Here is a 26350-nt window from a genome sequence, read left to right as displayed (position 1 = left end):
ATATGCCCCATGCCTGCAACATTTTTAACCTTCTGACAATTCTGTCCATATAGTGCAGCCCCAAGTTAATAGGTGTTCACTGGCAGTCTTATGCATGCCACACCGGCTCCTGTAACACCTCTCACTTTCGGTCACATTTCACTCATGCCCCCTCTGGCTACGGGAACTCATTGAAACGCCAGAAGATTCCAGAAAGCCCCAGAAGCATTCCAAACAAACCCCGCCAGGGCCACAACACAATAATAACATTCAGCTCACTTTTCATGAAAAACAGATACAACAAAAGTACAATCAAGCAAGTATCATTATATTCACTGATATTTTCCGTCGCGTTATAACAAAGATCTCGATTATTAAATATAAAAAATCTACAGAAGTCATGAACCGTATGTAAATAACCATGTTAACAATTGAGATAAAGCCACATTAATTATTTTAAAGAAATGTTAAAAATTGATTTTTTCATTATAAATCTAATTTACCTTAGGAATTTTATTAACCCAACAAGAGCCTTTTGGATCAAAAATAATCATTATTATATAGCAACTTACGTGAAATCACGATAAACCACACTAATTAATAAGGTATTTTTCAGAATCTTTGTTTAAGTGCCGTTTATTATTTATCTGCATAATTGACTCCATCAAGTTAATTGCTGGCTCTGAATAATCGTTATTCAGAAACATGATAATCTCACTCAGCCTGAATATTTACCCAGACTGATAAACAATGAACTAAAAAATAGCTCACACGGTTTTACTATTTTTAAAGAATTCATTGGAAGTGAATCAATTCTCATTTACAGCCACAGTTAATTTAATCTTTTTATATTAAATGACAATTTTTTGGAGATTTTATGAAACTTAAAAATATCGCTCTGGTAATGGTATCCACTTTAGCTTTAGCTTCTACTGCTGTATATGCTGCTGAAGATGGCGATGCACCAATCACAACCGTTAATGGCGGTACTGTTCACTTTAAAGGTGAAGTAGTGAATGCAGCTTGCGCTATCGATTCAGAATCCGTGAATCAAACCGTTGAGTTGGGCCAGGTTCGTACTGCCCGCCTGCAAGAAGTAGGAAATACCAGCTCTGCTGTTGGCTTCAACATTAAATTGAATGATTGTGATCCAGAAATCTCTGGCACTGCAGCGGTTGCCTTCCTGGGCACAACAATTGCTGATAACGACAGCACTCTTGCTCTGCAGAATTCAGCGGCTGGTGCGGCAAAAAATGTCGGTATCCAGATTTTGGATCGTACTGGTGAAGTCTTAGTTCTCGACGGTGCGACTTTCAGTGCTAAAACTGACCTGATCAACGGTACTAATGTTCTGCCATTCCAGGCTCGCTATATTGCTACTGGTCAGTCTGTTGCTGGTATTGCGAACGCTGATGCAACCTTTAAGGTTCAGTATCAATAAGTAGAATTTAAGGACTTCATAGGGCAAGGATAGCCCTTATATCAGCATTATTTATATTACAGATTGAAGAATAGATATCACTCGTATTATTCTCTTCACGTTCAGCGTTATAGTTAACAGTACTGACCGTTGCCCGAACACCACATTTATTATCATATATGCTCAGATCTCTGGATTATTATTATCTGGTTATCAGTTATTAAAACTAAATTAACATACAAATATAAATTAGTTAGTTTCAAATAATGTGTGGCACCCCATATTTTCTGCTCTACTTCAGACACGATCCTTTGAGAAAAAGTAGAGTATTCGATACAAAACAATGTGATATTTCAGGCACGTGTAAAACATGTAACTCTATGCCTTGCCTAAATTTTTTATACGTTACACCTACTGAATTCATTTTCTGCACTATGCTTAGAATGCCTAATAATTTTTGGAGAATAACGTGATGAAATTCGCGCCCTCTTTTCGCACTATGCCAGGAATTGTCATGATTGCTCTCGTGACAACCTTTGTCATGCTAACAGTATGCTACAGTGCCTTAGCTAACGCTGCCGTTGCAGTCGGGGCCACCCGAGTCGTCTACCCAGCGAACCAAAAGCAAGTTCTGTTACCGGTCATAAATAATGACCCTGACAGTGTTTTTCTTATTCAGTCCTGGATTGAAAATGCTCAGGATAAAAAAGACACTCAATTCGTGATAACACCACCATTATTCTCAATGAAAGGTAAAAAAGAGAATACGCTGCGTATTATCGATGCAACTAATAAACAATTACCGACGGATCGTGAAAGTTTATTCTGGATTAATGTCAAAGCAATTCCCGGCAGCGATAAAAATCAACAAAACAGTAACACCCTGCAGCTGGCAATTATCAGCCGGATAAAAATGTTCTATCGTCCTACGAACTTACCGATGGCGCCAGATGAGGCTCCCTCTAAACTGCGTTTTCAGCATAAAGGCAGTACCCTGGCTCTGATTAACCCGACGCCTTATTACATAACCGTGACCAATATGAAAGCAGGCAGTCGTGAGCTGGCGAATACGATGGTACCACCGATGGGCCAAGTGTCAGTCCCTTTCCCAGCAGGGGCCTCGAATGACATCACCTATCAAACAATTAATGACTATGGTGCATTCACAAAACGTATGAAAGCAGTCATGCAGTAATCACCAACAGGTCAGTGAGCACTCTATAACGATAAATATGTTATGAGTCGATGAATTATGCTGGATTTAAGAATGATAGCGATACGCCAAACTTTTCAATCAACGCTTTCACATCGTGCGAATGGTGCCTGGAACTTCACGCGCCTTTCGCTTGCCCTGATGATTGCTGCACTGGTATCCCCGGCAAATGCGGAGATCTACTTCAACCCACGGTTTCTGAATGATGAAGCGGCGGAAAGTGTGGACCTGTCTGTATTTGAAAATGGACAGGAGGCACCGCCGGGAACTTATCGTGTTGATATTGAAATGAATGGTGAGTATATCACTAGCCGTGATATCACGTTTGAAGCCGGTGCATCAGGTGAGGGATTGATTCCTTGCCTTAGCCCTTCACTGCTTGAAAGTTTTGGGGTTAAAAAAGAGGCCTTTTCCACTACGACTGAAACTAATGTGGAAGAACGTTGTGTCGCACTTTCTACAATGCTGCCTAACTCATCGACTGAGTTTGATGTCGGCCAGTTACGCCTAACCCTGTCCATCCCACAAATTTATGTCAGTAGCATGGCTCGTGGTTATATTTCCCCGGATTTGTGGGAGGACGGAATTAATGCAGGTATCGTAAACTACAGTTTTTCCGGAAATAACATTAACAGTAAAAATAACCGTAGTTCAGGTAACAGCAATTACGCCTATTTAAACTTGCAAAGTGGATTAAATTTAGGTGCATGGCGGCTACGGGATAGCTCTATCTGGAGTTACAGCAGTGGTGTCGGAGAGCAGCCTAATAACAATAAATGGCAGCATATTAATACATGGGCTGAACGGGATATTATTTCTTTACGTTCACGCCTGACCTTGGGTGACGGTTATACTGATGGTGATATTTTTGAAGGGGTAAACTTACGCGGCGTAAAAATCAACTCTATTGAAGCAATGCTGCCCGATAGTCAGCGTGGATTTGCACCTGTGATTCATGGTATCGCTCGCGGTACTGCTCAGGTTAGTGTCCGCCAAAACGGCTATGAAGTCTACCAGAGTACCGTTCCGCCTGGCCCGTTTACCATTGATGATATTTATTCCGCCGCAAATGGGGGTGACCTTCAGGTGACGGTCAAAGAGGCGGATGGCAGTACTCAAGTTTTCTATGTTCCTTACTCTACTGTCCCTGTACTGCAACGTGCCGGGTATACCCGTTATGCCTTTGCCGCCGGGGAGTATCGTAGTGGCAATGACCAGCAGGATGCCCCTAAGTTTGTGCAAGGCACCCTGATGCACGGCCTTTCCGGGGGCTGGACGCCTTACGGTGGAGCCCAGCTTTCGCAGAAGTACCAGGCCGTAAATATTGGCCTCGGGAAAGACTTGGGTAGCTTCGGTGCCGTTTCCATGGATATTACCCAGGCAAATACAAAACTGGCAGATGATACCCACCACAGCGGGCAGTCAGCACGTTTTTTGTACAGCAAATCATTCTATCAGACAGGGACCAATATTCAGTTGATGGGATACCGTTATTCCACTAACGGTTATTATAATTTTTCTGATAGTGCCTACAGCAGAATGAGCGGGTATACGGTTCAGCCTGATACCGACGGGAATAACACAGATAAATCACAATATATTAATTATTATAATCTGCTTTATACCAAACGTGGTCAGGAACAGATCAGTATATCTCAACAAATTGATCCCTTTGGTACTATTTACTTGAGTGCTAACCGTCAAAGTTACTGGAATACCTCTAATTCCGATCAGCAAATATCTATCGGGGCTAATGTACCTTTTGACGATATTAATACTTCACTCAGCTATAGCTTTTCAAACAATGCCTGGCAGAATGAGCGCGACCATACTCTGGCATTCAATATTAATATTCCGTTCAGTCATTGGATGCGATCAGATAGTAAATCCGTCTTCAAAAATGCTAATGCCAGTTACAGCATGTCGAATGATATGAAAGGTGGCATGACGAATCTGGCAGGCATCAACGGTACTTTACTGAGTGATAGAAACCTTTCTTACAGTGTGCAGGTCGGCCATACCAAAGGAGCCAATAGTTCAACAGGATCGAGTGGCTATACCTCACTGAATTATCGGGGCGGCTATGGTAATGCCAACCTTGGTTATAGCCGCAGCGGTCAGAATAACCAAATATATTATGGATTTAGCGGTGGGATTATCGCTCATGCTAATGGCGTCACCTTTGGACAACCACTTGGTGAAACACTAATCCTGATAAAAGCCCCTGGTGCGGATGGCGTAAAAGTGGAAAACCAAACCGGGATACATACGGACTGGCGTGGTTATGCCCTCATACCTTATGCGACAGAATACCGTGAAAACCGCGTGGCACTGAATATCAATTCGCTTCAGGATAATGTTGAACTCGAAGAAACCGTGGTGAGCGTTGTTCCTACACATGGCGCAGTTGCCAGAGCCACATTCAACGCTCAGATAGGAAATAAAGTATTAATGACGCTGAAGTACAAAAATAAATTCGTTCCATTTGGGGCGATAGTGACACAGGGTGACGGTACGAATGGCAGCATTGTGGCCGAGAGTGGTCAAGTCTATCTGACAGGTCTTCCTCAAGCAGGAAAATTGCAGGTTTCATGGGGTAATGGCGAGAATGCTAACTGTGTTGTTGATTACCAGTTTCCTGCCACGACACCGGGAACGCCTCTCAATCAGCAATCAGTAATTTGCCATTAAGGAGCCGATGATGAAAAAATCATCCCTCAGTTTTATCGGAGCATGTTTATGCCTGGCCACCACCCTGGCACATGCCGCAGACAGTTCGACGATCAAAGTCACTGGGCGGGTGCTGGATTTTGGCTGTGCTATCTCATCTGAGTCAGCAGAATTCACAGTAGACCTTCTCAAACACAGCTCCAAACAGTTTCCTGATGCAGGCAGCACCAGCGAGGCGGTCCCTTTTCGCATAATTCTGGAAGATTGTGCTGAGGGTACTACTGAGGTCAAAGTGTCATTTTCCGGGAGTCAGGATAGCAGCAATACCGCCCTGCTTAAACTTGATGGGGGCAGTAATGCTGCAGAGGGACTGGGCGTCGAAATACTGGATAACAGTAAACAGCCAGTACCCATCAATGCCCCAACCGCCTCTTTGAATTGGATTAAATTAGCGCCTGAAGAGATCATTACTTTACCTTTTTATGCACGATTGATGGCAACTCAGTCCCCGGTTCACCCAGGACAAATACATGCTTCTGCCACCTTCATACTTGAGTTTCAATAACCGGGGGCAAAAATGAAATGGTCTAAAATGAACGTGATGGCATTCGCATTAATGGCCCTATTCCCGGCGGCCTTGAATGCGGCGGATGTCAATATCACTATTAATGGGCAAGTCGTGGCAAAGCCCTGCATTGTCGTCACAAAAAATGCTGAAGTACAACTGGGTGATTTATATACCCGTGATTTGCAGCGGCCTGGCGATGCATCAAAGTGGCATAGCGTCGATTTACAGCTCACTGAATGCCCTGTAGGCACAGGTGCGGTCACGGCAAGACTGAGCGGAGATACTGACAGTACTGGTTATTTTAAAAACCAGGGTACTGCAAGCAGTGTTCAAATCCAGGTTCAGGATGAAAATGGGAATACATATAAAAATGGCGACAGTAAAACTGTGGCAGTCAACGAAATAGCCCATACCGCCCATTTCCCTTTTCAAGTAAGAGCACTGACGGTTAACGGTGGCGCGGGTCAAGGGACGGTTGATGCACTACTGAATGTGACCTATACCTGGCAATAGCTTGCCGCAAGAATAAGCAGACCAATGACTGCAGGCCATGGCGGTGGCAGCCGTTGCTGATATTCCCCTTGATGGGTTATCAGATAATAGAAAGATCAACGCATTATATTATCTGATGCGCAAACCGAAGGATTAATTATGATTAACAGATTGTTTTTTAAGGTTATTTATGCCTTTTTCATGTTAATGTTCTCAGTAAAGGCTTTGGCATTTGCCTGCAGTGTTGATGGCGTACAACTGCCATACGCGACCCACTCACAAAAAGTTTACGTCGACCTGGATCCTGTTATACAACCCAACCAAAACTTGGTGGTGGATCTGTCGCAACATATTAGCTGCTGGAACAGTTATGGTAACTGGCGAGATACTGACCGTGTTCGTTTAGTGAAACCGACTGACTTTGGGGGAAACCTTCAAGGCTTCGCAGGAACGGTTTTCTGGAATGGTTCGACCTACCCGCTGCCTTTAGCGGCGGATACCAATGTGCTGGCTATCGGTGAACTGACCCCATTGCCACTTCCACTGAGGCTTTACATGACGCCTATCGGTGCTGCCGGGGGGATGGTGATTAAACCTGGTGAAATCATTGCCTTGATCACTATGCGTAAAATATCAGACTGGAATCCTAATAACATAGAAACCTTTACTTGGACTATCATTGCAAAGAATGCAGTCGTCATTCCAACCGGGGGCTGTGACGTAAGTAGTCGTGATTTAACGGTAGACTTGCCTGTCTACCCTGGTTCTGCTGCAATTCCGCTCAGTGTGCGATGCGCCAGTGATCAAAAATTGTCTTTTTATTTAACCGGTCCCACAGCAGACAGCTCGCAAACAATCTTCAAAAATTTAACACCATCTGAATCATCAGGAGCACAAGGGATTGGTATTCAGATATTGCGTAACGGCGACGTCATTAGTGCACAGAAACGTGTAGCAATGGGTATCGTCAAGCAAAGTAATGTGCCGCTCAATTTGGTCGCAACTTATGCCAGAACAGCAGATCCGCTCATTGCCGGGAAAGTGCAGTCCATTATTGGCGTCACCTTCATCTACGAGTAATACCGGCGCCGGTAGATCGTCTCACACCCTCATGTCACAGCCACTGAGCCGGCTGGAAGTATTGGGTGTCAATCTACCGGTGCAGACGGATACTGGTGGCACTCTCAGCATAGTTTATTGCCTTCCTGCATCACGCCATCTGTGGATATCGTCATTCAGCCAGGATACGATGAATGCGCCGAAGCATCGCTATGCTGGCTAGTTAATACCATGAATAAAAGGCTATTTTTTCACATCATTTTAACCTCTGCTTATCATCCTTTCGTCGTCCGCTCGCATAAAATAAAAATCCATAAAAATAGTATTGACACTGCATTTAAAATACGTAAATTGGTATTCAACAGCAGTAGAAAAGCTCGCTGTAAATAAGTTAAATAACTTTTTAATTAAGAGTAAAATTTGCGATAAAGGTCACGATTTATTTTTTATGGGATCACTGACTCGCATGTTTATTTACGTCAGTGATGTTTTAACGCTCTGTAGTTGATCTGTACCATCGCAAAAAAGCACGAAACCGCGACGATGTAACGCCATGATATAAAACAGTTTATTGTAATTTCGTTATGTTTTGAAGTTGAGTTGAGGAATTACAAAGAAAGTAAGGCAACGCATCAAGTAATTTATGTCGCAATGGGGAATGTACATATTAAGACCACCATTACAGTGTTATTTCACTGAAGAGGTAGGTAGGTTCAACGGTCAATAATGGGAGGTTGCTATAAAGTTAATACCCAATATTATCTGTAGTAAACGTGTACATTTATACTGTAGTACCATAAGCCGTAGTAATGACTCATTTTATTAATGCTAAATATTAAACCAGTCGTACCTTAAAAGCCCCGATCCAATCCGTCGGGGCTTTTTTCATGGGAGCCTGGGCTTCTTTCCATCCGCCCGGATCGGTGCCATTGTAAGTAAAACTTAACAAATCTATTCAAATATAAATAAAACTAATCCTTGCTTAATTGATCAAACAATGACTATTATGTCGCCATCGGTTTGTAAGACAGACCTTATGAAAGCAGTTTTAGTAAAGCAGTTCTCAGTTCAAGCGTTATCCTGGATACCCCTTCTTCATGAGCCTCCTCCTAAGTGCCCAATAAGTAAATTCTGCAAAACAGGCCATCTTCGCCACTTGTGTGGCTTAAAAAACATGAAAGGAAGTATCTATGTCTAACAAAATGACTGGTTTAGTAAAATGGTTTAACCCTGAGAAAGGTTTTGGTTTCATCACTCCGGCAGATGGTAGCAAGGACGTGTTCGTACATTTCTCTGCTATTCAGAGCAACGATTTTAAAACCCTGGACGAAGGTCAAAAAGTTGAATTCTCAATCGAGAATGGTGCTAAAGGCCCGTCCGCGGCTAACGTTATCGCCCTGTAATCACAGGTAGTCTCACTGACACTTACGATAGCGATGATGGCCTGAGCCTGAGCAGTTAAGTGGCAGTGATGACGAAATAACCTGATGCGCTGAGAGACAGTAACAAACTCAGCGCAAATGCATCAGCAGTCCACTCCGGCAGGTAGTGCCAGACGAACCAAGAACAGCCCTCAGCACTGTGTACCGCCTCAGATATTCCAGTTTACTACTTTTCGAGTAAGTCTTTCTTTACCTGAAATTATTGCCTCCTGAAGGCATTACTGAACTTTGCTCGACATGTCCTTTTTTATTTAATGATAGTAATAAATCCCCCGCAATATCATTTTTAATCCTTTGAAAATCAACAGGCTTAAAACCATCCAATTACACTCACTCCACATAAATTAAAATCATATTATTTTCAATACGTTATTTAACGTAATTGTTTTTTTATAAAAATAAAAATCATTATTTATGATCCAGAACAATAAAAAGCGAATAAACCTCTTAGATTAAAAAACAAACACTAAAATTAAAACATCATTAGAAATGATTTTAATTATTTAAATATTAATCAAGGGTTTTATCATGAAATATAACTACTTAACACTTTTGCTCTTTTTGACTGTAGGTATGGCACATGCCGCTGTCGGAGATATCATCGAAGCGACTCGAGGTGCAGGAGCCTCTTCTATACAATTAGGTGACAATGCTTCTGCCCCCAGTGTTAATAATAGTGACATCGCTATTGGTTACAAGGCATTAGCTGATGGCTCCACGGTCACTGGCTCTTCTGGTACTCAGTACAACAACACCTCCTCAATTGCCATCGGTAATGAAGCCAAGTCTAAAGCACCTGGTTCAGTATCATTAGGTACAATCGCTGAGTCTGGTGCCCAGGGAACAAGCGTCGGTTACGCGGCCTTATCAGGTGAGAATGGCACTGCGAGTGGTGCTGGCGCTACTGCAACAGGGTTGGGTTCCACTGCCAATGGTGTGAATGCGTCAGCCCTGGGGGCGAGATCTTCTGCTGTTGGTTTGAATAGTAAAGCAACGGGTAATAATGCATCAGCTATTGGAGCTGATTCAAATGCATCCGGGGAAAACTCAGTTGCTTTAGGTAAAAATGCGGTAGCAACCGAGAGTAATAGCGTTTCTGTTGGCAATGACACATTGAAGAGAAAAATAACGAATGTGGCAGATGGTGTAAATGGAAATGATGTTGTCAATAAAAACCAACTGGATAGCGTGGGTCAGAGTGCCAATTCTTATGCTGATAATGTCGGTAAAAGTGCCAGTTCCTATGCTGACGATGTCGGTAAAAGCGCCAATTCCTATGCTGACAATGTCGGTAAAAGCGCCAATTCCTATGCTGACAATGTCGGTAAAAGCGCCAACACCTACACTGACAGCGCCAGTAAAAATGCCAACGCCTATACTGATAATGCCAGTAAAAATGCCAACACCTATGCTGACAATGTCGGTAAAAGTGCCAATACCTATACCGACAATGCAATAAACAATATCCGTAGTGATTTTCAAAAAAATATAAATAACAGATTTAATGAACAGGATAAAAAAATAGACCGTGGTCTGGCGTCAACCGCTGCATTATCCGGTCTTTTCCAGCCATATGGTGTGGGTAAGTTTAACTTTACAGCAGGAGTGGGGGGATACCGAAGTGAATCTGCCCTGGCTATTGGCTCTGGTTATCGACTGGATGAAAATGTTGCTATCAAAGCCGGTGTATCAACATCAACATCAAATACATCAGCAGTAATGTACAATACATCCGTCAATTTTGAATGGTAATGAACATATTTTCAGGGAATGCATAAAATGTAATTAGTTAAGTCCGCAACTGAAGGTGGAAAACGTGGGTAGCGGACTTAATTATCCCCCACTCGATGTATCGGCGTGCTTGTCTCACCGTCGTTCCTCGTCTCCCAGGACGTTCCCTGTTGCCGGCTCCCTTATGATCTGAGTAAACCATTAGCCCGGCCCGGCAGCAGTTGAATCTGGTTTGCTGAATGGCACAATGATGCCGTTTTTTGTAACAAATCGCGGTTAAATCAGCTACACTCTCGTCAATTAAATTGCTCTTTGGTAACATTTTGTTCAAAGGTACGTTAGCCTGGCGCACTGGGACGTGGCTGGCGATGGCAGCAATCATGATGCTATTTATTGCACCACTGATTTCTAAAGCGATGATGCACCATGCAGACTGCACCCATCCTGACGCGTCAACGTCTATGACCCACTCCATGATGCACCACTCGCATCATGACATGCCCGTGCCTACAACCTGCCCGTCAATGTCGGTTCATCCCATGATGCTTATGACGCCAGGCCAGGTTATGTCGCCTATGGAAGAGATGGCCTGTGGCTATTGCCAGTTATTGATACATCTTCCTTTTATTCTGTTTACCCTGGCATTTTTACTCTGGCTATTGCTCCATTTTGTTATCCGACTGGTGCCTGTCGCGCTTTTCTTCACTCCCCTTTTTCGCCCCTGGAACCCACAACTCGCTCGCGCCCCTCCTTCTGTATTTCAGTACTAACGCTTAGAAAATACCTAACGTAATAACACTCAATCCGGTTACGGAGATGATGTATTACGCCTGAAAAACAGCAAGGTTAGAGATGAAAGTCTTGATGATAAAATACACTCCACTGACATCATTCATACTTATGGCACTCGTCAACTCAGCAGCCCAGGCGGCAGAAAAACATGATGACTCTGTCATGATTGTTACCGCGCCAGCGCACTCCCCCCTTGAAGTGATAACCTCACCCAAGACACCACGTCAGCCCGTTCCGGCAAGCGATGGATCCGACTATCTTAAAACGATTCCAGGGTTCTCACAGATTCGTAATGGTGGCACCAATGGTGACCCAGTATTTCGTGGTATGTTCGGTTCTCGCCTGCGTATATTGACCAATAATGGTGAAATGCTCGGTGCCTGCCCGGCACGGATGGATGCCCCAACATCCTATATTTCACCAGAAAATTTCGACATTATGACATTGGTGAAAGGCCCCCAGACCGTGCTGTGGGGCGCAGGAAACTCTGCCGGCACACTGCGTTTTGACCGGGAGCCTCCACGGTTTGATGAACCGGGAATAAAAGGAACAGCCAGCGCATTAACAGCCTCCAATCAACGCTGGGATACCAACCTGGATACCAGTTTTGGTAATGAAACGGGTTACGTTCGATTAACTGGTAATAAGTCCCACGCTAATGACTACAGTGATGGCAATGGCCAGCGCGTGCCATCACGATGGGATAAGTGGAATGGGGATATGGCCATAGGCTGGACACCTGATAAAGACACGCTGTTGGAAGTCACGGCAGGAAAAGGTAACGGCGAAGCCCGTTATGCAGGGCGTAGTATGGACGGTTCACAATTTAAACGTGACAGTCTGGGCATGCGCTTTGAACAGGTTAATATTGGTGAAGTTTTCGAGCAGTTTGAAGCCAATGTCTATTATAACTATGCCAACCATATAATGGATAACTACTCCCTGCGCTCACCTGGCAGCATGATGTCGATGTCTTCCTCTTCCAGTTCCGGGGAAAGTCGTTGTAAATGCGCCAAAGCAGCCACGGCTACTGCAATGAATAACGGCCATTCAGGAATGTCGACAGGCATGGCCATGCAGCTGGACCGGCGCACCGTCGGGGGGCGCATGATGGGAACCTGGCTATGGTCAGACTATGAGCTGCGTGGGGGGAGTGACCTTCAGGAAAATACCCACCGTAGTAAAAGCAACAGTGACTGGAAGAAAGATGCACGCTTCCAGGATTACGGCTTTTTTGGTGAATTAACCTGGCATGCTAACGAGCAAAACAAACTTATCAGTGGAGCCAGGCTTGACCGGGTGCAGGCTGATAACTACAGCCATCCGGGATCGGCTGAACGTAAAGATACCCTGCCAGCAGGGTTTATGCGTGTTGAACACACACTCTCTTCAATGCCTGTCATGTTCTACGCCGGAGTGGGTTATACAGAACGTTTCCCTGATTACTGGGAGCTGTTTTCCCCCAATGAGGGTCCCGGTGGAACCAGAGATGTGTTCGATAATATCAAGAGTGAGAAAACCACCCAACTTGATCTTGGTGCTCAGTATAGCGGTGAACGGGTTAATGGCTGGATTTCAGCCTATCTTGGGCGCGTAGATGATTTTATTCTATTCCGCTATGATCCTCATAATGCCTGGCGCAGCCAGGCGGACAATGTTAATGCGACTATCATGGGGGCGGAGACAGGTGTCAGTTATCAGCTGACAGATAACTGGAAAACGGATGCCAGCCTCGCCTATTCCTGGGGAAAAAATCGTACCGATAATCAACCATTACCGCAAATCCCCCCTCTGGAGACCCGTTTCGGGTTGACCTGGGAAAAGGGAAACTGGAGCAGTACCGGTTTATTAAGGATCGTGAGCAGCCAGCACCGCATTGCGCTTAACGAAGGGAACGTAGTAGGGAAAGACTTTAGCTCCTCCGCCGGATTCACCCTCTTTTCAGCCAATGCCACTTACCGAATCAATTCTGCTGTGAATTTGAGCGCCGGGGTGGATAACCTGTTTAATAAAACATACAGTGAGCATCTTAATCTTGCGGGCAATAGTAGCTTTGGCTATTCAGCGAAGACATCCGTTAACGAACCTGGAAGAACATTCTGGGGAAAGTTGAGTATGACATTTTAACGTTATTCATGCTGACCTGCACAGGTCATGGTTTTAAAGCATTAATATGAGGAAAGCTTTATGCGGCATAAACTTCGTACCCCGGAAGGTAAAAAATTCCTGATTTTCGTTTCAGTGGCCTTCTTGATTGTATTATCGATAATCTCCACGATTACCTTTGAAGGTGTTGTGGATCAATACAATTTGCCAATGAGTCAGTGGGAAACGTCACTGTTCTTTATTCAGGGCGCCTGGACATTCCTGTACAGTATTGTCTTTACCATTCTGGTCTCTATCCCCGTTGGCATCCTGATGTTAGGGCCAAAAGAGTCCAACGCCTAAAGGGTAAAACAACACGGGCCGCATAAGCGGCCCATTTTGTGATAAGAAATATTAGTTATAGATTTCAGCAACACCAAACATTTTGTTATTACCACCCGCGGAAACAATACGGATAGAACTTGCTCCGGCCTTTTTCGCCTTTTCCTGAAGCTGTGCACTGAGACTATCAACAGTAGGGGCCCCGCTCACAGAAACTGTTCCCAGTTTATGTCCGGCACTATTTGGTATTGCTGCCGCAAAACCAGAAAAAGAGACGGCCATAGTCATAGCTACAACAAAATATTTGATACTTTTCATCTTGGTTATCTTTGTCATTAAAAGGCCTTATGCCTTTGATGAAATAATGTTAACCAGACACAGGAAGTAATGTTAGCGGAACAATCAGCCAAACAAGTTCAGAATAATTGAATGTTTTTCAGGCAGGAAAAAAGAGAGGCTGCTTCACGTAACAGGTGACGTGAAGCAGGGCAACGATCAGAAATCGGTACGGGAAAAACCAGTCATCTCTTTCAGCTCCATCTCACGGCCCAGCGCCGTCATTGGGTGAACAATAACCAGGCCACGCACTGATTTTTTGAGTTTACCCATATCCGCCTGCTCTTTTTTGGTAATTGCGCGGCGGTAAGGGAGTGCCTGTAACTTCTGAGCTTCTTTGCTCAATTTTTGGTTACGCACCGCATTGAGACGGGCAATTTCTATCTCAAGTGTCGCTTTCTCTTTTTCCAGTTCAGCATATTTTTCAGCTTCATTTACCAAAGACATATCCGCCTGTTGATGACCGATGGCATCCAGACGATCGCTGAGACGTTTAATTTCTGCTTTTTCGACTTCTTTCATTGTGTCTTACCGTGAATAAAAGGATATTTGCGCAACAGGATACACTATCCCGGCAGATGACGTGAAATAGACTACTTCTGGAAGGCTTTTTTCAAGCTGATTTTTGAAATCAGCTCAGTCAGAGAAAGAACCATGGTAGAACGCACAACTTGTAAATAACGCTTACGCTGCATGGCAAGAAGCGTAGGGTCACTGTCATCGATAAAGTTCGCGGCGACAGGGAGGGCTGCAACACAATGCAGCTCACCAAAAGGGCCCAAAATTTCATCGTCAATGAAACTGTATTCGTTGCCATCGTAATTGAGTTCTTCACGAAGCGCCATCAACAGCTCGCAATCCTCATACTCATAACGCCCCAGTACGCCGAGCCCATAGATCAGCTTCAATCTTACAGACAGTTCCCCCAACGGGCCATCGCCGTCCAGTAAGGGTTCAACAGCATATTTCACTGCATAATCATCTTTGCGAAATACCTGAAGCAACAGAAGATTAACGGCATCCGTCAACAATTCGACTGTCGCAATCAGTAAACTGCGTACTGTTTTACCCGCATTAAGACGCTCAAGCACATGATTCTCAAAGGCCTGGGTTTCTTCCATTTTTGCCTGTCACTGAATTGGGTTAGGGAACAGCATCCACTGTTCCCGCTCGCTATCTTATTAGGCCTTCGCTTTCGCCTTGTGGGCTTGAACTGCTTTGGCCACAACATCACTATTAATATCCAGCCCGGAGAGTTCTGCCAGGGTCGCTTCCGTCCCCTTACTGACCAGCAGTGCTTCCAGCTGTTGGGCTTGTGGGTCCTGCTCACTGCGGTAATGGAGTGCTGCCGCAATCCCTTCGATCAGATTCTGGTGCGGTAGATCATATTCCAGCGTACCCAGTAACGGTTTAATCAGGCGATCTCCGGAGCTGAGTTTACGCAAAGGCTGACGGCCAACACGTTCAACATCATCTTTCAGGTGTGCATTCTCAAAACGGCCAAGGATTTTATTAATATAAGCTGCATGTTTTTGCTCATCAAAACCATAGCGTTTGATCAGAACAGCACCACTCTCTTCCATTGCACCTTTGACGACCGCACGAATATCAGCATCGAGAATAGCATCACGGATGGTCTGATGGCCTGCAAGCTGACCGAGGTACGCGGTTATAGCATGTCCGGTGTTCAGCGTGAAGAGCTTACGCTCAACAAACGCCATCAAGTTATCTGTCAGTTCCATTCCAGCAATCACTGGAGGTTCACCTTTAAATTGTGTTTTATCGACGATCCACTCACTAAAGGTTTCGACTGTCACTTCTAATGGGTCATTGGTGGCTGACTCTGAAGGCGGAACGATACGGTCAACAGCAGAGTCAACGAAACCGACATGCTGCTCAACCCATACCCAATCATCATCGGACAGGGCCTGTTTAACATGCTCTTTAAGCTGGCTGGTACCACGCACCATATTCTCGCAAGCGATAATATTAAGAGGGGTTTCATTACTACGGGCACGGCGGAGCATCAGACCTTCAGCCAGTGTCGGGGCGATACGCTCAAGGACAACTGGCCCGACAGCAGTCGTGATCAAATCCACCTCGGCAATCAACTGCACCACTTCTTCACCAATACTGCTAACCGCATTCACGTTGGAAACAGTATCAATCTGTTGCTCTTCACCGACAACATGCACTTGGTAACTGTGACGGGCGTTGATAGCATCCAGCAAGACTGGGTTAACGTCAGCAAAAGTTAACTGAAAACCTGCATCAGCAAGTAATTTCCCGATAAACCCACGACCGATATTCCCTGCACCAAAATGTAATGCTTTCATTGCGTTACCCTTTTTCAATGTGAGTCAACCCTCTCCAGATAATGAAGAGGGTATACAGAAGGTCTTATTTTTTACCCGCCAGAAGATCCAGAACTTCCTGAACATCGGTGGTATTGACGAGGCGCTCAATAACTGAATCATCATCCAGCGCGTTGGTCAGACTGGTAATCACTTGAATATGTTCGTTATTACGTGCTGCAATCCCGATAACCAAGTGAGCGATATCCTCAGGTTCTTCGCCAAAATGAACACCCTGTGGGTACTGGCAGAACACCACACCAGTTTTCAGAACCCGATCTTTGGCTTCTACGGTGCCATGAGGAACAGCAATACCTTCACCAAGGTACGTTGGGGTCAGTTTTTCACGTGCAAACATCGCATCAACATACTCAGGCTCAACATATCCTCCTTTCACCAGTTGCTCACCGGCAAATCGAATCGCCTCTTCTTTGGTGCTGGCTTGTAAACCAAGGAAAATATTACTGGCACTCGGTTTAAACAGCTCGTCCTCAGTGGCAACAAAACTGTCTTCCAGGCTTTCGATCACTTTTTCTTCATTTTCACTAATGTGTTGAGCCGCCACTAAACGTTCAGTAAGGCTGGTATAAAGGCCACTATCAAGGAAGTTAGTCAGAGAAATATGCTGAGCATGCGGTGCCTGACGCATAGCGCGTTCAGTCAAATCACGGTGAGTAATCACCAGATCAACATCGTTTGGTAAGTTATTTATCGCGCAGTTCGTCACGGAAATATTTTTCAGTCCTGCATCACTGACTTTCTTACGCAGCACCCCAGCGCCCATAGCACTGGATCCCATACCGGCATCACAAGCTACGATGATTTTACGTACGTGGCCAAGATCATTCGACACGTCTGTTGAAGCAGACTGAGCCGCACCCTTAGACTGAGCCTTCATATCCTGCATACGGCGAGATGCCGCTTCCAGGCCGCCTTCTTCTTCTTTAACTTTACTGGTTTTCAACAAGATGGCAGCAACAACAAAGGAGACGACTGTTGCAGCAACAATAGCAGCGATGTTGGCGAAATAGGCTCCTTTTGGAGTCATCGCCAGAACCGCAAGAATAGAACCAGGAGAAGCAGGAGAAACCAGACCACCGTCAAACAGGGTCAAGGTAAATACGCCAGTCATACCGCCGAGGATTACCGCCAGCAGTAAACGTGGGTTCATCAGAACATAAGGGAAATAGATTTCATGGATACCACCAAGGAACTCGATAATAGCAGCGCCACCAGCGGATTGCTTCGCGTTACCACGACCAAAGAACATATAAGCCAGCAGTACACCTAAACCCGGGCCTGGGTTCGCTTCAATCAGGAAGAAAATAGACTTGCCCAGTTCATGGGACTGCTGGATACCCAACGGAGAGAAAATACCGTGGTTGATGGCATTATTCAGGAACAGAATTTTTGCCGGTTCTACAAAGATAGAAGCCAGTGGCAGCATGTCATGGACAACCATGAAATGAACACCTGCCGCCAGTATTTTAGAGAGTACTTCTACCGCAGGACCTATGCCAAGGAATGCCAGAATCGCGAGGATCATACCGATGATACCCGCCGAGAAGTTGTTCACCAGCATTTCAAAGCCAGATTTGATCTTACCATCTACCCAGCTGTCAAAGTGCTTGATTGCCCAACCACCAAGAGGACCAGCAATCATTGCCCCCAAGAACATAGGCATATCCGCACCGGCAATAACCCCCATCGTGGTAATAGCACCAACGACACCACCACGATCACCGCCTATCAGCCGCCCACCGGTAAAACCGATCAGCAGTGGTAAAAGATAAGTGATCATCGGCCCCACGAGCTTCGCCAGCTCTTCATTAGGCCACCAGCCGGTAGGAATAAATAATGCAGTGATAATCCCCCAGGCGATGAACGCCCCAATGTTTGGCATTACCATGTTGCTGAGGAAACGACCAAAGCTTTGCACTTTGATCTTGATATCAGATGACATACTCATACCCCTTAGTGGTGTTACGCGCTGAAAAGCAGCCCGAGGTTTATTGTTAACGTGCCAACAAATCGTCAGCCAGATGCAGTAAATGCTGCGAATCTGGCACTGAATCGCGTATCTGTCCAGCAAGCCCCTGATTATGTGACAAACATCACTAATACAAGCAGGGGACGTGGGTCAACTTGGTGATTTAAATCACAAAATTGAGGTGTTAAAAAAGAATGTTGCTAGTTTAATAACCATCAACACAGCAATAATGTGATCTTAATCACAATTATCAGGCCGTCCTTTGTTTGATTTATGTGACACTTATCACAAAATATTTACACATTTATCAGGCAAACCGTCTTATTGCCTCCTGTACAGTAATAATCTGCGCCATAGGGTTCATTGCGCCTGCACTTCAGTCCCAAGCTCCCACTAAGCTTAGTGGATAACTCAACAAAGCATAAAATGCCGTATCCTTGTACAATTAACCCACCCCCTTCAAATGCCGTGATGATATGACGACAACACAAACACTTTTTAGCCGTATACCGGCGACCAGCCGTCTACTGTGTGAAGCGCCGTTCCAACCCCTGATCGAAACGTTCGGTCACACTCGTGTTGTCGCCATACTTCACGAGTTACAGGATGAGGCGCGGGCGCAAATCAGTCGTGACGGAACCTTACCTGACTGGTGTGACAACTGGAGCGATGAAGCCCAGGACAGGCTCTCTACCCGTAACCGTAGCACGCTACGCCCAGTACTTAATCTGACGGGAACCGTGCTGCATACGAATCTGGGCCGGGCATTACAGGCAGAGTCAGCGATTAAAGCTGTCAGTGAGGTGATGGGTTCACCTGTCACACTGGAATATTCACTGGATACCGCTGAACGTGGGCATCGGGACCAAACCGTGGCCACTTTATTGTGTGAGCTCACAGGGGCAGAGGCGGCCTGTATCGTCAATAATAACGCCGCGGCAGTGCTCCTGATGCTAGCCGCTTGTAGTGAGGGCAAAGAAGTGGTCGTCTCACGGGGGGAACTGGTTGAAATCGGCGGTGCTTTCCGTATTCCTGACGTCATGCGTCAGGCAGGATGTCAGCTGATTGAGGTGGGTACCACTAACCGTACTCATTTAGCTGACTACCGTAATGTGCTGGGAGAAAATACCGCTCTCTTGATGAAAGTTCACACCAGTAATTATCATATTGAGGGTTTTACCCAATCCGTGAGCGAAGCTGAACTGGTAGCCCTGGCTAACCAGCATAGTCTTCCCGTGATCACCGACTTGGGGAGTGGTTCCCTGGTGGACTTAACCCAGTGGGGACTCCCGCCAGAACCGATGCCACAACAGCTGATAGCTGATGGGGTCAGCCTGGTCAGTTTCTCTGGTGATAAACTACTTGGCGGTCCTCAAGCGGGAATTATTGTCGGTAAAAAAACCTACATTGACCGTCTCCAGCAGCACCCGCTGAAACGTGCGCTGCGGGCAGACAAGATGACTCTGGCAGCGTTAGAAGCCACTCTGCGACTTTACCAACACCCAGAAACCCTGGCCGAGCGCTTGCCAGCCTTACGTTTACTGACTCGTTCGGCTGAAGATATTTCAGTCCAGGCTGCACGCTTACAGCCTCTCTTTGCCCGCTATTTTGATGTGGACTTTATCGTCAGTGCAGAGCCCTGTCTGTCACAAATAGGTAGCGGCTCTTTACCGGTAGGTAAGCTGCCAAGCGCAGCGCTGACTTTCCAGCCTCGTGATGGACGCGGCTCAACTCTGGTGGCACTGAGCAAAACCCTACGTGAGCTAGAACATCCAGTGATTGGCCGTATTACTGACGGCCGGCTATGGCTCGACTTACGCTGCCTGGAACATGATGCACTATTACTGAAGGTACTTGCCCCGTGATCATTGCTACCGCCGGACATGTGGATCATGGAAAAACGACGCTGTTACAAGCCCTGACTGGCATCAATGCTGACCGTCTGCCCGAAGAGAAAAAACGGGGTATGACTATCGACTTAGGCTACGCCTACTGGCCACAACCCGACGGGCGAATTATTGGCTTTATTGATGTTCCCGGACATGAGAAGTTTCTTGCCAATATGCTCGCAGGAGTCGGCGGTATCGATCACGCGTTGCTGGTGGTGGCCTGTGATGATGGCGTGATGGCGCAAACTCGTGAACATCTTGCTTTATTACAGTTAACGAGCAACCCCACGATTACCGTGATCTTAACTAAAGCAGATAAAGTCAGCACTGAACGTATTGACGAGGTTCGTGCTGAGGTTAGTACACTGTCAGGCAATGATGACGTCCCGATCTTTATCACAGCAGCAAATACTGGCGAGGGTATCGAGGCACTGCGCCGGCATATCCAGCAACTCAGCGAACGTCCTCACCCTTTTCATCACCGCTTTCGTTTAGCCATCGACCGTGCCTTCACGGTAAAAGGGTCAGGATTAGTGGTCACGGGCACCGCCCTGAGTGGTGAAGTCACCGTTGGCGACACACTGTGGTTAACCGGGGCAGATAAACCAATGCGAGTCCGTGGCCTGCATGCCCAGAACAAGGACACGCCTTATGCCTGTGCCGGGCAACGCATCGCACTGAATATCAGTGGCAATGCTGAGAAAGCCGATATTACACGGGGTGACTGGTTACTGAGCGACAAACCTTGCCAGATTGTGGAACGGGTCATTGTTGCGCTCCAGAGCATCGCGCCACTCCAGCAGTGGCAGCCTTTACATATTCACCATGCAGCCAGTCATATTACCGGCCGAGTCTCTCTGCTTGAGGATAATCTTGCCGAATTGGTGCTGGATACGCCTCTATGGCTGGCAGAAAATGACCGTCTGGTACTACGGGATATTAGTGCACGCACGACACTCGCCGGTGCCAGGACGTTGCTACTCCATGCCCCTCGTCGCGGGAAGCGGCAACCTGCTTTTCTACAATGGGCCACAATGCTTGGCCATGTACAGACTGATGCCCAGGCTCTGGATACTCAGCTAATGCGCGGTGCAGTAAACCTCAGCGATTTCGCCTGGGCTCGCCAGCTGACCGCCACTGGCTTACAGACCCTGACGGAAAAACCGGGTTATTTTCAGGCGGGAGGCCTTTTACTCAGTGAACAAATGGCCACTCACTGGCAGCAGAAAATACTGGAGACGCTGGCACGCTATCATCAACAACATGATGACCAGCCAGGCCCCGGGCGGGAGCGTCTGCGTCGAATGGCACTGCCATCAGCAGATGAAAAATTGGTACTGGCGCTGATTGACCAGCTCCGTAATACCGGGCAAGTGTGTAGCCGTCAGGGCTGGTTACATCTGCCTGGGTATGAACCTCATTTTACGCCACAGCAACAGACTCTATGGGACAAGGTCCAGGCATTACTGGGTAATGAGGCCTGGTGGGTTCGTGACCTGGCGAAAACCACCGGTGAAGATGAAGGCCTGATACGTCAGTTATTACGCTTCGCCGCCCAACAGGGGCTGGTCACCGCTATCCTGAAAGACAGGTATTACCGCCATGAGACAATTACGCAATTTGCTTCCTTGATTCGTGAACTGGATCAGACACAAGGCTCGGCCTGTGCTGCTGACTTTCGTGATCGGTTAGGAATCGGGCGCAAACTGGCGATTCAGATCCTGGAATATTTCGACCGGGAAGGCTTTACCCGTCGTCTTGGCAATAACCATTTGCTACGTGACAGTGCCTTGTTTATGTCCGATGAAAAGCCCTGAGAGATGATTAATACAGGCGCTGGGGGTGAGTGTAAACCTTTGCCTGCCCCTTGCGGCAAAAACCCACCAGTGTCAGATGGCTGCGTTCAGCAATGTCTATCGCCAGAGCGGTCGTGGCGGATACTGCAAATAAAATCTCGACTCCACACATGACCGCTTTTTGTACCATTTCATAACTGGCACGGCTGGAGACTAACATTGCTCCTTGCTGCCACTGCTGGCGAGACCGCATACCCAGCATTTTATCCAGCGCCACATGACGACCGACATCCTCACACCCACCAAGGATGTCACCGTGGTTATCCAGCCACAGCGCCACATGGGTACAGCCGGTTAAGTCGCCCACCGGTTGATACTGCCGCATTTTGCTCAGGGCCGGATCAAGCGATGACAGAGAGAAACGCTGACTGAAGGGTAATACAGGTAATGGGCGTCCAATATCATTGAGTTGTTCAACACCACAGATACCACACCCGGTTCTTCCGGCCAGGTTACGGCGGCGTTCTTTAAGCCCCATAAAACGACGACTTGAGAGCTCTATTTGTACTTCAATACCATTACAGTGTGATACAACATCCATTCCTGAAATATCCCGGGGGTGCTCAATGATGCCCTCTGAAAGGGAAAAACCAAGGGCAAACGCTTCCAGGTCTTTAGGGGAGGCCATCATGACAACATGGGAAATACCGTTGTATACCAAAGCGACAGGCACTTCCTCTGCGATATCATCAGAAATGGAACGCTGTAAATCATTACGCTGCCAACAAGCAACCGCATTATAACCTGTGCCATTTGTCACGTTTTTTTGTTGACAAGAGTCGATATTTTTCATTTTTTTACCTTAAATCGAAAACGGCCCCAGCATCCATATGGTATTATCTTGGGTATTAATAGAGGATAGAAGGCCATTACCTCTTCGCCAATAGTGTATTGTGGTCGTCCTTCTTCTGTCCCTGTCTTAGAACATAATAAGCATTCCGAATTACCATTTTATCGCCAGTCAGGCGATGTTTTAAAAGAGACAAATCTGTTAAAGGGTTGCCATTTTCAACCCCGGCGGACTTTCCGCAATCCAAACCTATTAGTCATGTGAGAATGTCGTACAAGGAGCAATCTATGCAAGTCAGCAGAAGACAGTTCTTTAAGATCTGTGCTGGCGGTATGGCAGGTACAACGGCGGCGGCGCTGGGTTTTGCCCCGGCGACAGCACTTGCGGAGACCCGGCAGTACAAGCTGCTGAGAACCCGTGAGACACGTAATACCTGTACATACTGTTCTGTTGGGTGTGGGCTATTAATGTATAGCCTCGGAGACGGTGCAAAAAATGCCAAGTCATCCATTTTCCATATTGAAGGAGACCCTGATCACCCGGTAAACCGCGGTGCATTATGCCCGAAAGGTGCTGGTCTGGTGGACTTTATCCACTCCGAGGGACGCCTTAAATACCCTTCTTACCGGGCCCCTGGTTCAAACGAATGGAAACAAATCGGTTGGGATGAAGCCTTTGACCGTATCGCCAAACTGATGAAAGAAGACCGTGACGCCAACTTCATTGAGACCAATGAACAAGGGACAACGGTGAATCGCTGGTTAAGTACAGGGATGCTTTGTGCTTCCGCTGCCAGCAATGAAACCGGCTTTTTAAGCCAGAAATTTTCTCGCGCCCTCGGCATGCTTGCCGTGGACAACCAGGCGCGCGTCTGACACGGACCAACGGTAGCAAGTCTTGCTCCAACATTTGGTCGCGGTGCGATGACCAACCACTGGGTTGATATTAAAAACGCCAATCTCATCGTAGTGATGGGGGGCAATGCGGCAGAAGCGCATCCGGTGGGATTCCGCTGGGCGATGGAAGCCAAAATTCATAATGGCGCTAAGTTGATCGTTATCGATCCCCGCTTTACGCGCACAGCTGCAGTTGCGGATTTCTATACGCCAATCCGTTCGGGTACTGACATAGCTTTCCTGTCAGGCGTTTTACTGTACCTGATAAACAACAATAAATTTAACCGTGAGTATGTTGAAGCCTACACCAACGCCAATTTGATTGTGCGGGATGACTACGGCTTTGAAGACGGTTTATTTACTGGCTACGACGCAGAAAATCGCAAGTACGATAAGACCTCTTGGTTCTACGAACTGGACGAAGAAGGCTTCGCTAAACGCGATCCTACACTCCAGCACCCTCGCTGCGTGTGGAATTTGCTGAAACAGCATATTGCCCGTTATACACCAGAAGTCGTGTCGGATATTTGCGGCACACCAAAAGAAGACTTCCTGCAAGTCTGCCAGTATCTTGCAGAAACCAGCGCCGCAGACAGGACAGCTTCATTCCTGTATGCCCTGGGCTGGACGCAGCACTCTGTCGGGGCACAGAACATCCGTACTATGGCAATGATCCAGTTGCTGCTCGGGAATATGGGTATGGCCGGTGGTGGCGTTAACGCCCTGCGTGGTCACTCAAATATCCAGGGGCTTACGGATCTGGGTCTGCTTTCCACCAACTTGCCTGGTTATATGAACCTGCCAAGCGAGAAACAGCCAGACCTCAACAGCTATTTGGCGGCTAACACGCCAAAATCCCTGTTAAAAGGCCAGGTAAACTACTGGAGCAACTACCCTAAGTTCTTTATTTCGTTGATGAAAACCTTCTATGGCGATAAAGCAACTAAAGAGAATGACTGGGGTTATGACCTGCTACCGAAGTGGGACAAAGTTTACGACGTGTTGCAATACTTCGAGATGATGAATCATGGTCAAGTCAATGGCTATATTTGCCAGGGCTTTAACCCGGTGGCTTCATTCCCGAATAAGAACAAAGTCATTGCATCGCTTTCAAAACTGAAGTTCCTGGTGACCGTTGACCCACTGAATACAGAAACCTCGAACTTCTGGCAGAACCACGGTGAGATGAATGATGTTGACCCATCAACCATTCAGACTGAAGTGTTCCGCTTGCCGTCCTGCTGCTTTGCTGAAGAAAACGGCTCCATCGTTAACTCTTCTCGCTGGTTACAGTGGCACTGGAAGGGTGCGGATGCCCCGGGTGAGGCCCTGAGTGACGGTGAAATTCTGTCCGGTATCTTCTCTCGTTTACGCAATATGTATGCGAAAGAAGGCGGGAAGGCACCAGAACAGGTACTCAGTATGTCATGGGACTACCTGATCGAAGACAATCCTGCACCAGAAGAAGTCGCCATGGAGAACAATGGCCGGGCACTGGCAGATCTTATCGATCCAACAACCGGTGCGGTTGTAGTGAAAAAAGGTCAACAGCTCACCTCATTTGCGCAGCTGCGTGATGACGGCACGACCGCAAGTGGTTGCTGGGTGTTCACCGGTAGCTGGACGCCAGAAGGTAACCAGATGGCCAGACGGGATAACGCGGATCCATCCGGGCTGGGGAATACACTCGGCTGGGCTTGGGCGTGGCCGCTTAACCGCCGTATTCTCTATAACCGTGCCTCGGCTGATCCGTCAGGTAAACCTTGGGATGAGAAACGCCGCTTGATCTCCTGGGATGGTGCCAAATGGGCCGGCATTGATATTCCGGACTACAGCAATGCCGCTCCAGACACCGGTGTCGGGCCGTTCATCATGCAACCAGAAGGTTTGGGGCGTCTGTTTGCCCTCGACAAGATGGCAGAAGGGCCATTCCCCGAACACTATGAGCCGTTTGAAACCCCATTAGGGACAAACCCACTCCATCCAAAAGTGGTGTCGAACCCGGCAGCTCGTGTGTTTAAAGATGACTTGGCAGAGATGGGATCGCACGATAAGTTCCCGTATGTGGGTACCACTTATCGTCTGACGGAGCATTTCCATTACTGGACCAAACATGCCCTGTTAAATGCGATTGCCCAGCCGCAACAATTCATCGAAATTGGTGAAAAATTGGCGAATAAACTGGGTATTGCACATGGTGATACGGTGAAAGTTTCTTCCAACCGTGGCTACATTAAGGCAAAAGCGGTGGTGACGAAACGTATACGGACCCTGGATGTGCATGGCAAGAAAGTCGACACCATTGGTATCCCGATTCACTGGGGTTACGAAGGTGTTACCAAGAAAGGCTTTATTGCCAATACATTAACGCCATTTGTTGGTGATGCGAATACGCAAACGCCTGAGTTTAAGGCGTTCCTGGTCAATGTGGAAAAGGTGTAACGGA

General features: G+C 46.7%; 20 protein-coding genes. 14 read left to right on the top strand and 6 right to left on the bottom strand.

The features are described 5' to 3' along the window. The first annotated feature begins 856 nt into the window (after positions 1-856). The 11 genes from fimA (at position 857) to JK154_RS07235 (ending at position 13814) form a co-directional block, all read left to right on the top strand. On the top strand, positions 857-1420 hold the full coding sequence (fimA, locus tag JK154_RS07285) for a type 1 fimbrial major subunit FimA (protein WP_211991852.1): 564 nt from the start codon (positions 857-859) through the stop codon (positions 1418-1420). A 478-nt stretch (positions 1421-1898) separates the two neighbouring features. After that, entirely contained in the window at positions 1899-2594 is a 696-nt protein-coding gene (locus tag JK154_RS07280) for a fimbria/pilus periplasmic chaperone (protein ID WP_211991987.1), read from the top strand. Positions 2595-2651: 57 nt separating this feature from the next. Further along, complete coding sequence (locus JK154_RS07275) at positions 2652-5303, top strand: fimbrial biogenesis usher protein (protein WP_249215809.1); 2652 nt, start codon at positions 2652-2654, stop codon at positions 5301-5303. A 10-nt stretch (positions 5304-5313) separates the two neighbouring features. After that, positions 5314-5847 (top strand): fimbrial protein, encoded by a 534-nt coding sequence (locus JK154_RS07270; protein ID WP_211991986.1) that lies wholly within the window; start codon positions 5314-5316, stop codon positions 5845-5847. A gap of 12 nt (positions 5848-5859) precedes the next feature. Continuing rightward, on the top strand, positions 5860-6363 hold the full coding sequence (locus JK154_RS07265; protein WP_211991850.1) for a fimbrial protein: 504 nt from the start codon (positions 5860-5862) through the stop codon (positions 6361-6363). Between the two features lie 138 nt (positions 6364-6501). Next, positions 6502-7422: a fimbrial protein gene (locus JK154_RS07260; protein ID WP_211991849.1), complete on the top strand. Its 921-nt coding sequence runs from the start codon at positions 6502-6504 to the stop codon at positions 7420-7422. A gap of 1169 nt (positions 7423-8591) precedes the next feature. Next, the gene (gene cspE, locus JK154_RS07255; protein ID WP_211991848.1) at positions 8592-8804 is read left to right on the top strand and encodes a transcription antiterminator/RNA stability regulator CspE; all 213 of its coding nucleotides are present in this window, start codon (positions 8592-8594) and stop codon (positions 8802-8804) included. Between the two features lie 567 nt (positions 8805-9371). Then, a complete protein-coding gene (locus tag JK154_RS07250; RefSeq protein WP_211991847.1) occupies positions 9372-10595 on the top strand; it encodes a YadA-like family protein in 1224 nt (407 codons plus the stop codon). Between the two features lie 302 nt (positions 10596-10897). Continuing rightward, positions 10898-11344, top strand: coding sequence for a DUF2946 domain-containing protein (locus tag JK154_RS07245; RefSeq protein WP_249215808.1), 447 nt, complete (start codon positions 10898-10900; stop codon positions 11342-11344). Positions 11345-11474: 130 nt separating this feature from the next. After that, the gene (locus JK154_RS07240) at positions 11475-13493 is read left to right on the top strand and encodes a TonB-dependent receptor (RefSeq protein ID WP_249215827.1); all 2019 of its coding nucleotides are present in this window, start codon (positions 11475-11477) and stop codon (positions 13491-13493) included. A 60-nt stretch (positions 13494-13553) separates the two neighbouring features. Then, entirely contained in the window at positions 13554-13814 is a 261-nt protein-coding gene (locus tag JK154_RS07235; RefSeq protein WP_211991845.1) for a DUF2534 family protein, read from the top strand. 51 nt (positions 13815-13865) lie between these two features. Here JK154_RS07235 and JK154_RS07230 read toward each other — a convergent pair whose 3' ends face one another. From JK154_RS07230 to JK154_RS07210, 5 genes are all read right to left on the bottom strand, one after another. Then, the gene (locus JK154_RS07230; RefSeq protein ID WP_211991844.1) at positions 13866-14111 is read right to left on the bottom strand and encodes a YdgH/BhsA/McbA-like domain containing protein; all 246 of its coding nucleotides are present in this window, start codon (positions 14109-14111) and stop codon (positions 13866-13868) included. Between the two features lie 177 nt (positions 14112-14288). Further along, positions 14289-14651 carry a YibL family ribosome-associated protein gene (locus tag JK154_RS07225; RefSeq protein ID WP_211991843.1) on the bottom strand — a complete coding sequence of 121 codons (363 nt, stop codon included), beginning with the start codon at positions 14649-14651 and terminating at the stop codon, positions 14289-14291. A gap of 71 nt (positions 14652-14722) precedes the next feature. Next, a complete protein-coding gene (locus JK154_RS07220; protein ID WP_211991842.1) occupies positions 14723-15250 on the bottom strand; it encodes an MltR family transcriptional regulator in 528 nt (175 codons plus the stop codon). 60 nt (positions 15251-15310) lie between these two features. Next, positions 15311-16465 carry a mannitol-1-phosphate 5-dehydrogenase gene (gene mtlD / locus JK154_RS07215; RefSeq protein WP_211991841.1) on the bottom strand — a complete coding sequence of 385 codons (1155 nt, stop codon included), beginning with the start codon at positions 16463-16465 and terminating at the stop codon, positions 15311-15313. 64 nt (positions 16466-16529) lie between these two features. Next, positions 16530-18446 carry a PTS mannitol transporter subunit IICBA gene (locus JK154_RS07210; RefSeq protein ID WP_211991840.1) on the bottom strand — a complete coding sequence of 639 codons (1917 nt, stop codon included), beginning with the start codon at positions 18444-18446 and terminating at the stop codon, positions 16530-16532. A 503-nt stretch (positions 18447-18949) separates the two neighbouring features. Here JK154_RS07210 and selA point away from each other — a divergent pair. Both selA and selB read left to right on the top strand, forming a co-directional pair. Then, positions 18950-20338 (top strand): L-seryl-tRNA(Sec) selenium transferase, encoded by a 1389-nt coding sequence (selA, locus tag JK154_RS07205; RefSeq protein WP_211991839.1) that lies wholly within the window; start codon positions 18950-18952, stop codon positions 20336-20338. Further along, positions 20335-22179: a selenocysteine-specific translation elongation factor gene (gene selB / locus JK154_RS07200; RefSeq protein WP_211991838.1), complete on the top strand. Its 1845-nt coding sequence runs from the start codon at positions 20335-20337 to the stop codon at positions 22177-22179. The genes selA and selB overlap by 4 nt, the downstream gene beginning before the upstream one ends. A 7-nt stretch (positions 22180-22186) precedes the next feature. On the opposite strand, the gene fdhD is transcribed toward selB, so the two are convergent. Further along, a complete protein-coding gene (gene fdhD, locus JK154_RS07195) occupies positions 22187-23011 on the bottom strand; it encodes a formate dehydrogenase accessory sulfurtransferase FdhD (RefSeq protein ID WP_211991837.1) in 825 nt (274 codons plus the stop codon). A gap of 284 nt (positions 23012-23295) precedes the next feature. Between fdhD and fdnG the strand changes: the two genes are divergently transcribed. Further along, a complete protein-coding gene (gene fdnG / locus JK154_RS07190; RefSeq protein ID WP_211991836.1) occupies positions 23296-26346 on the top strand; it encodes a formate dehydrogenase-N subunit alpha in 3051 nt (1016 codons plus the stop codon). Positions 26347-26350 lie beyond the last annotated feature (4 nt).

Source organism: Citrobacter sp. JGM124 (assembly GCF_018257795.1).
Lineage (GTDB): Bacteria > Pseudomonadota > Gammaproteobacteria > Enterobacterales > Enterobacteriaceae > JGM124.
Note: the sequence above shows the minus strand (reverse complement) of the source record. Positions and strands in the feature narration are given on the sequence as shown.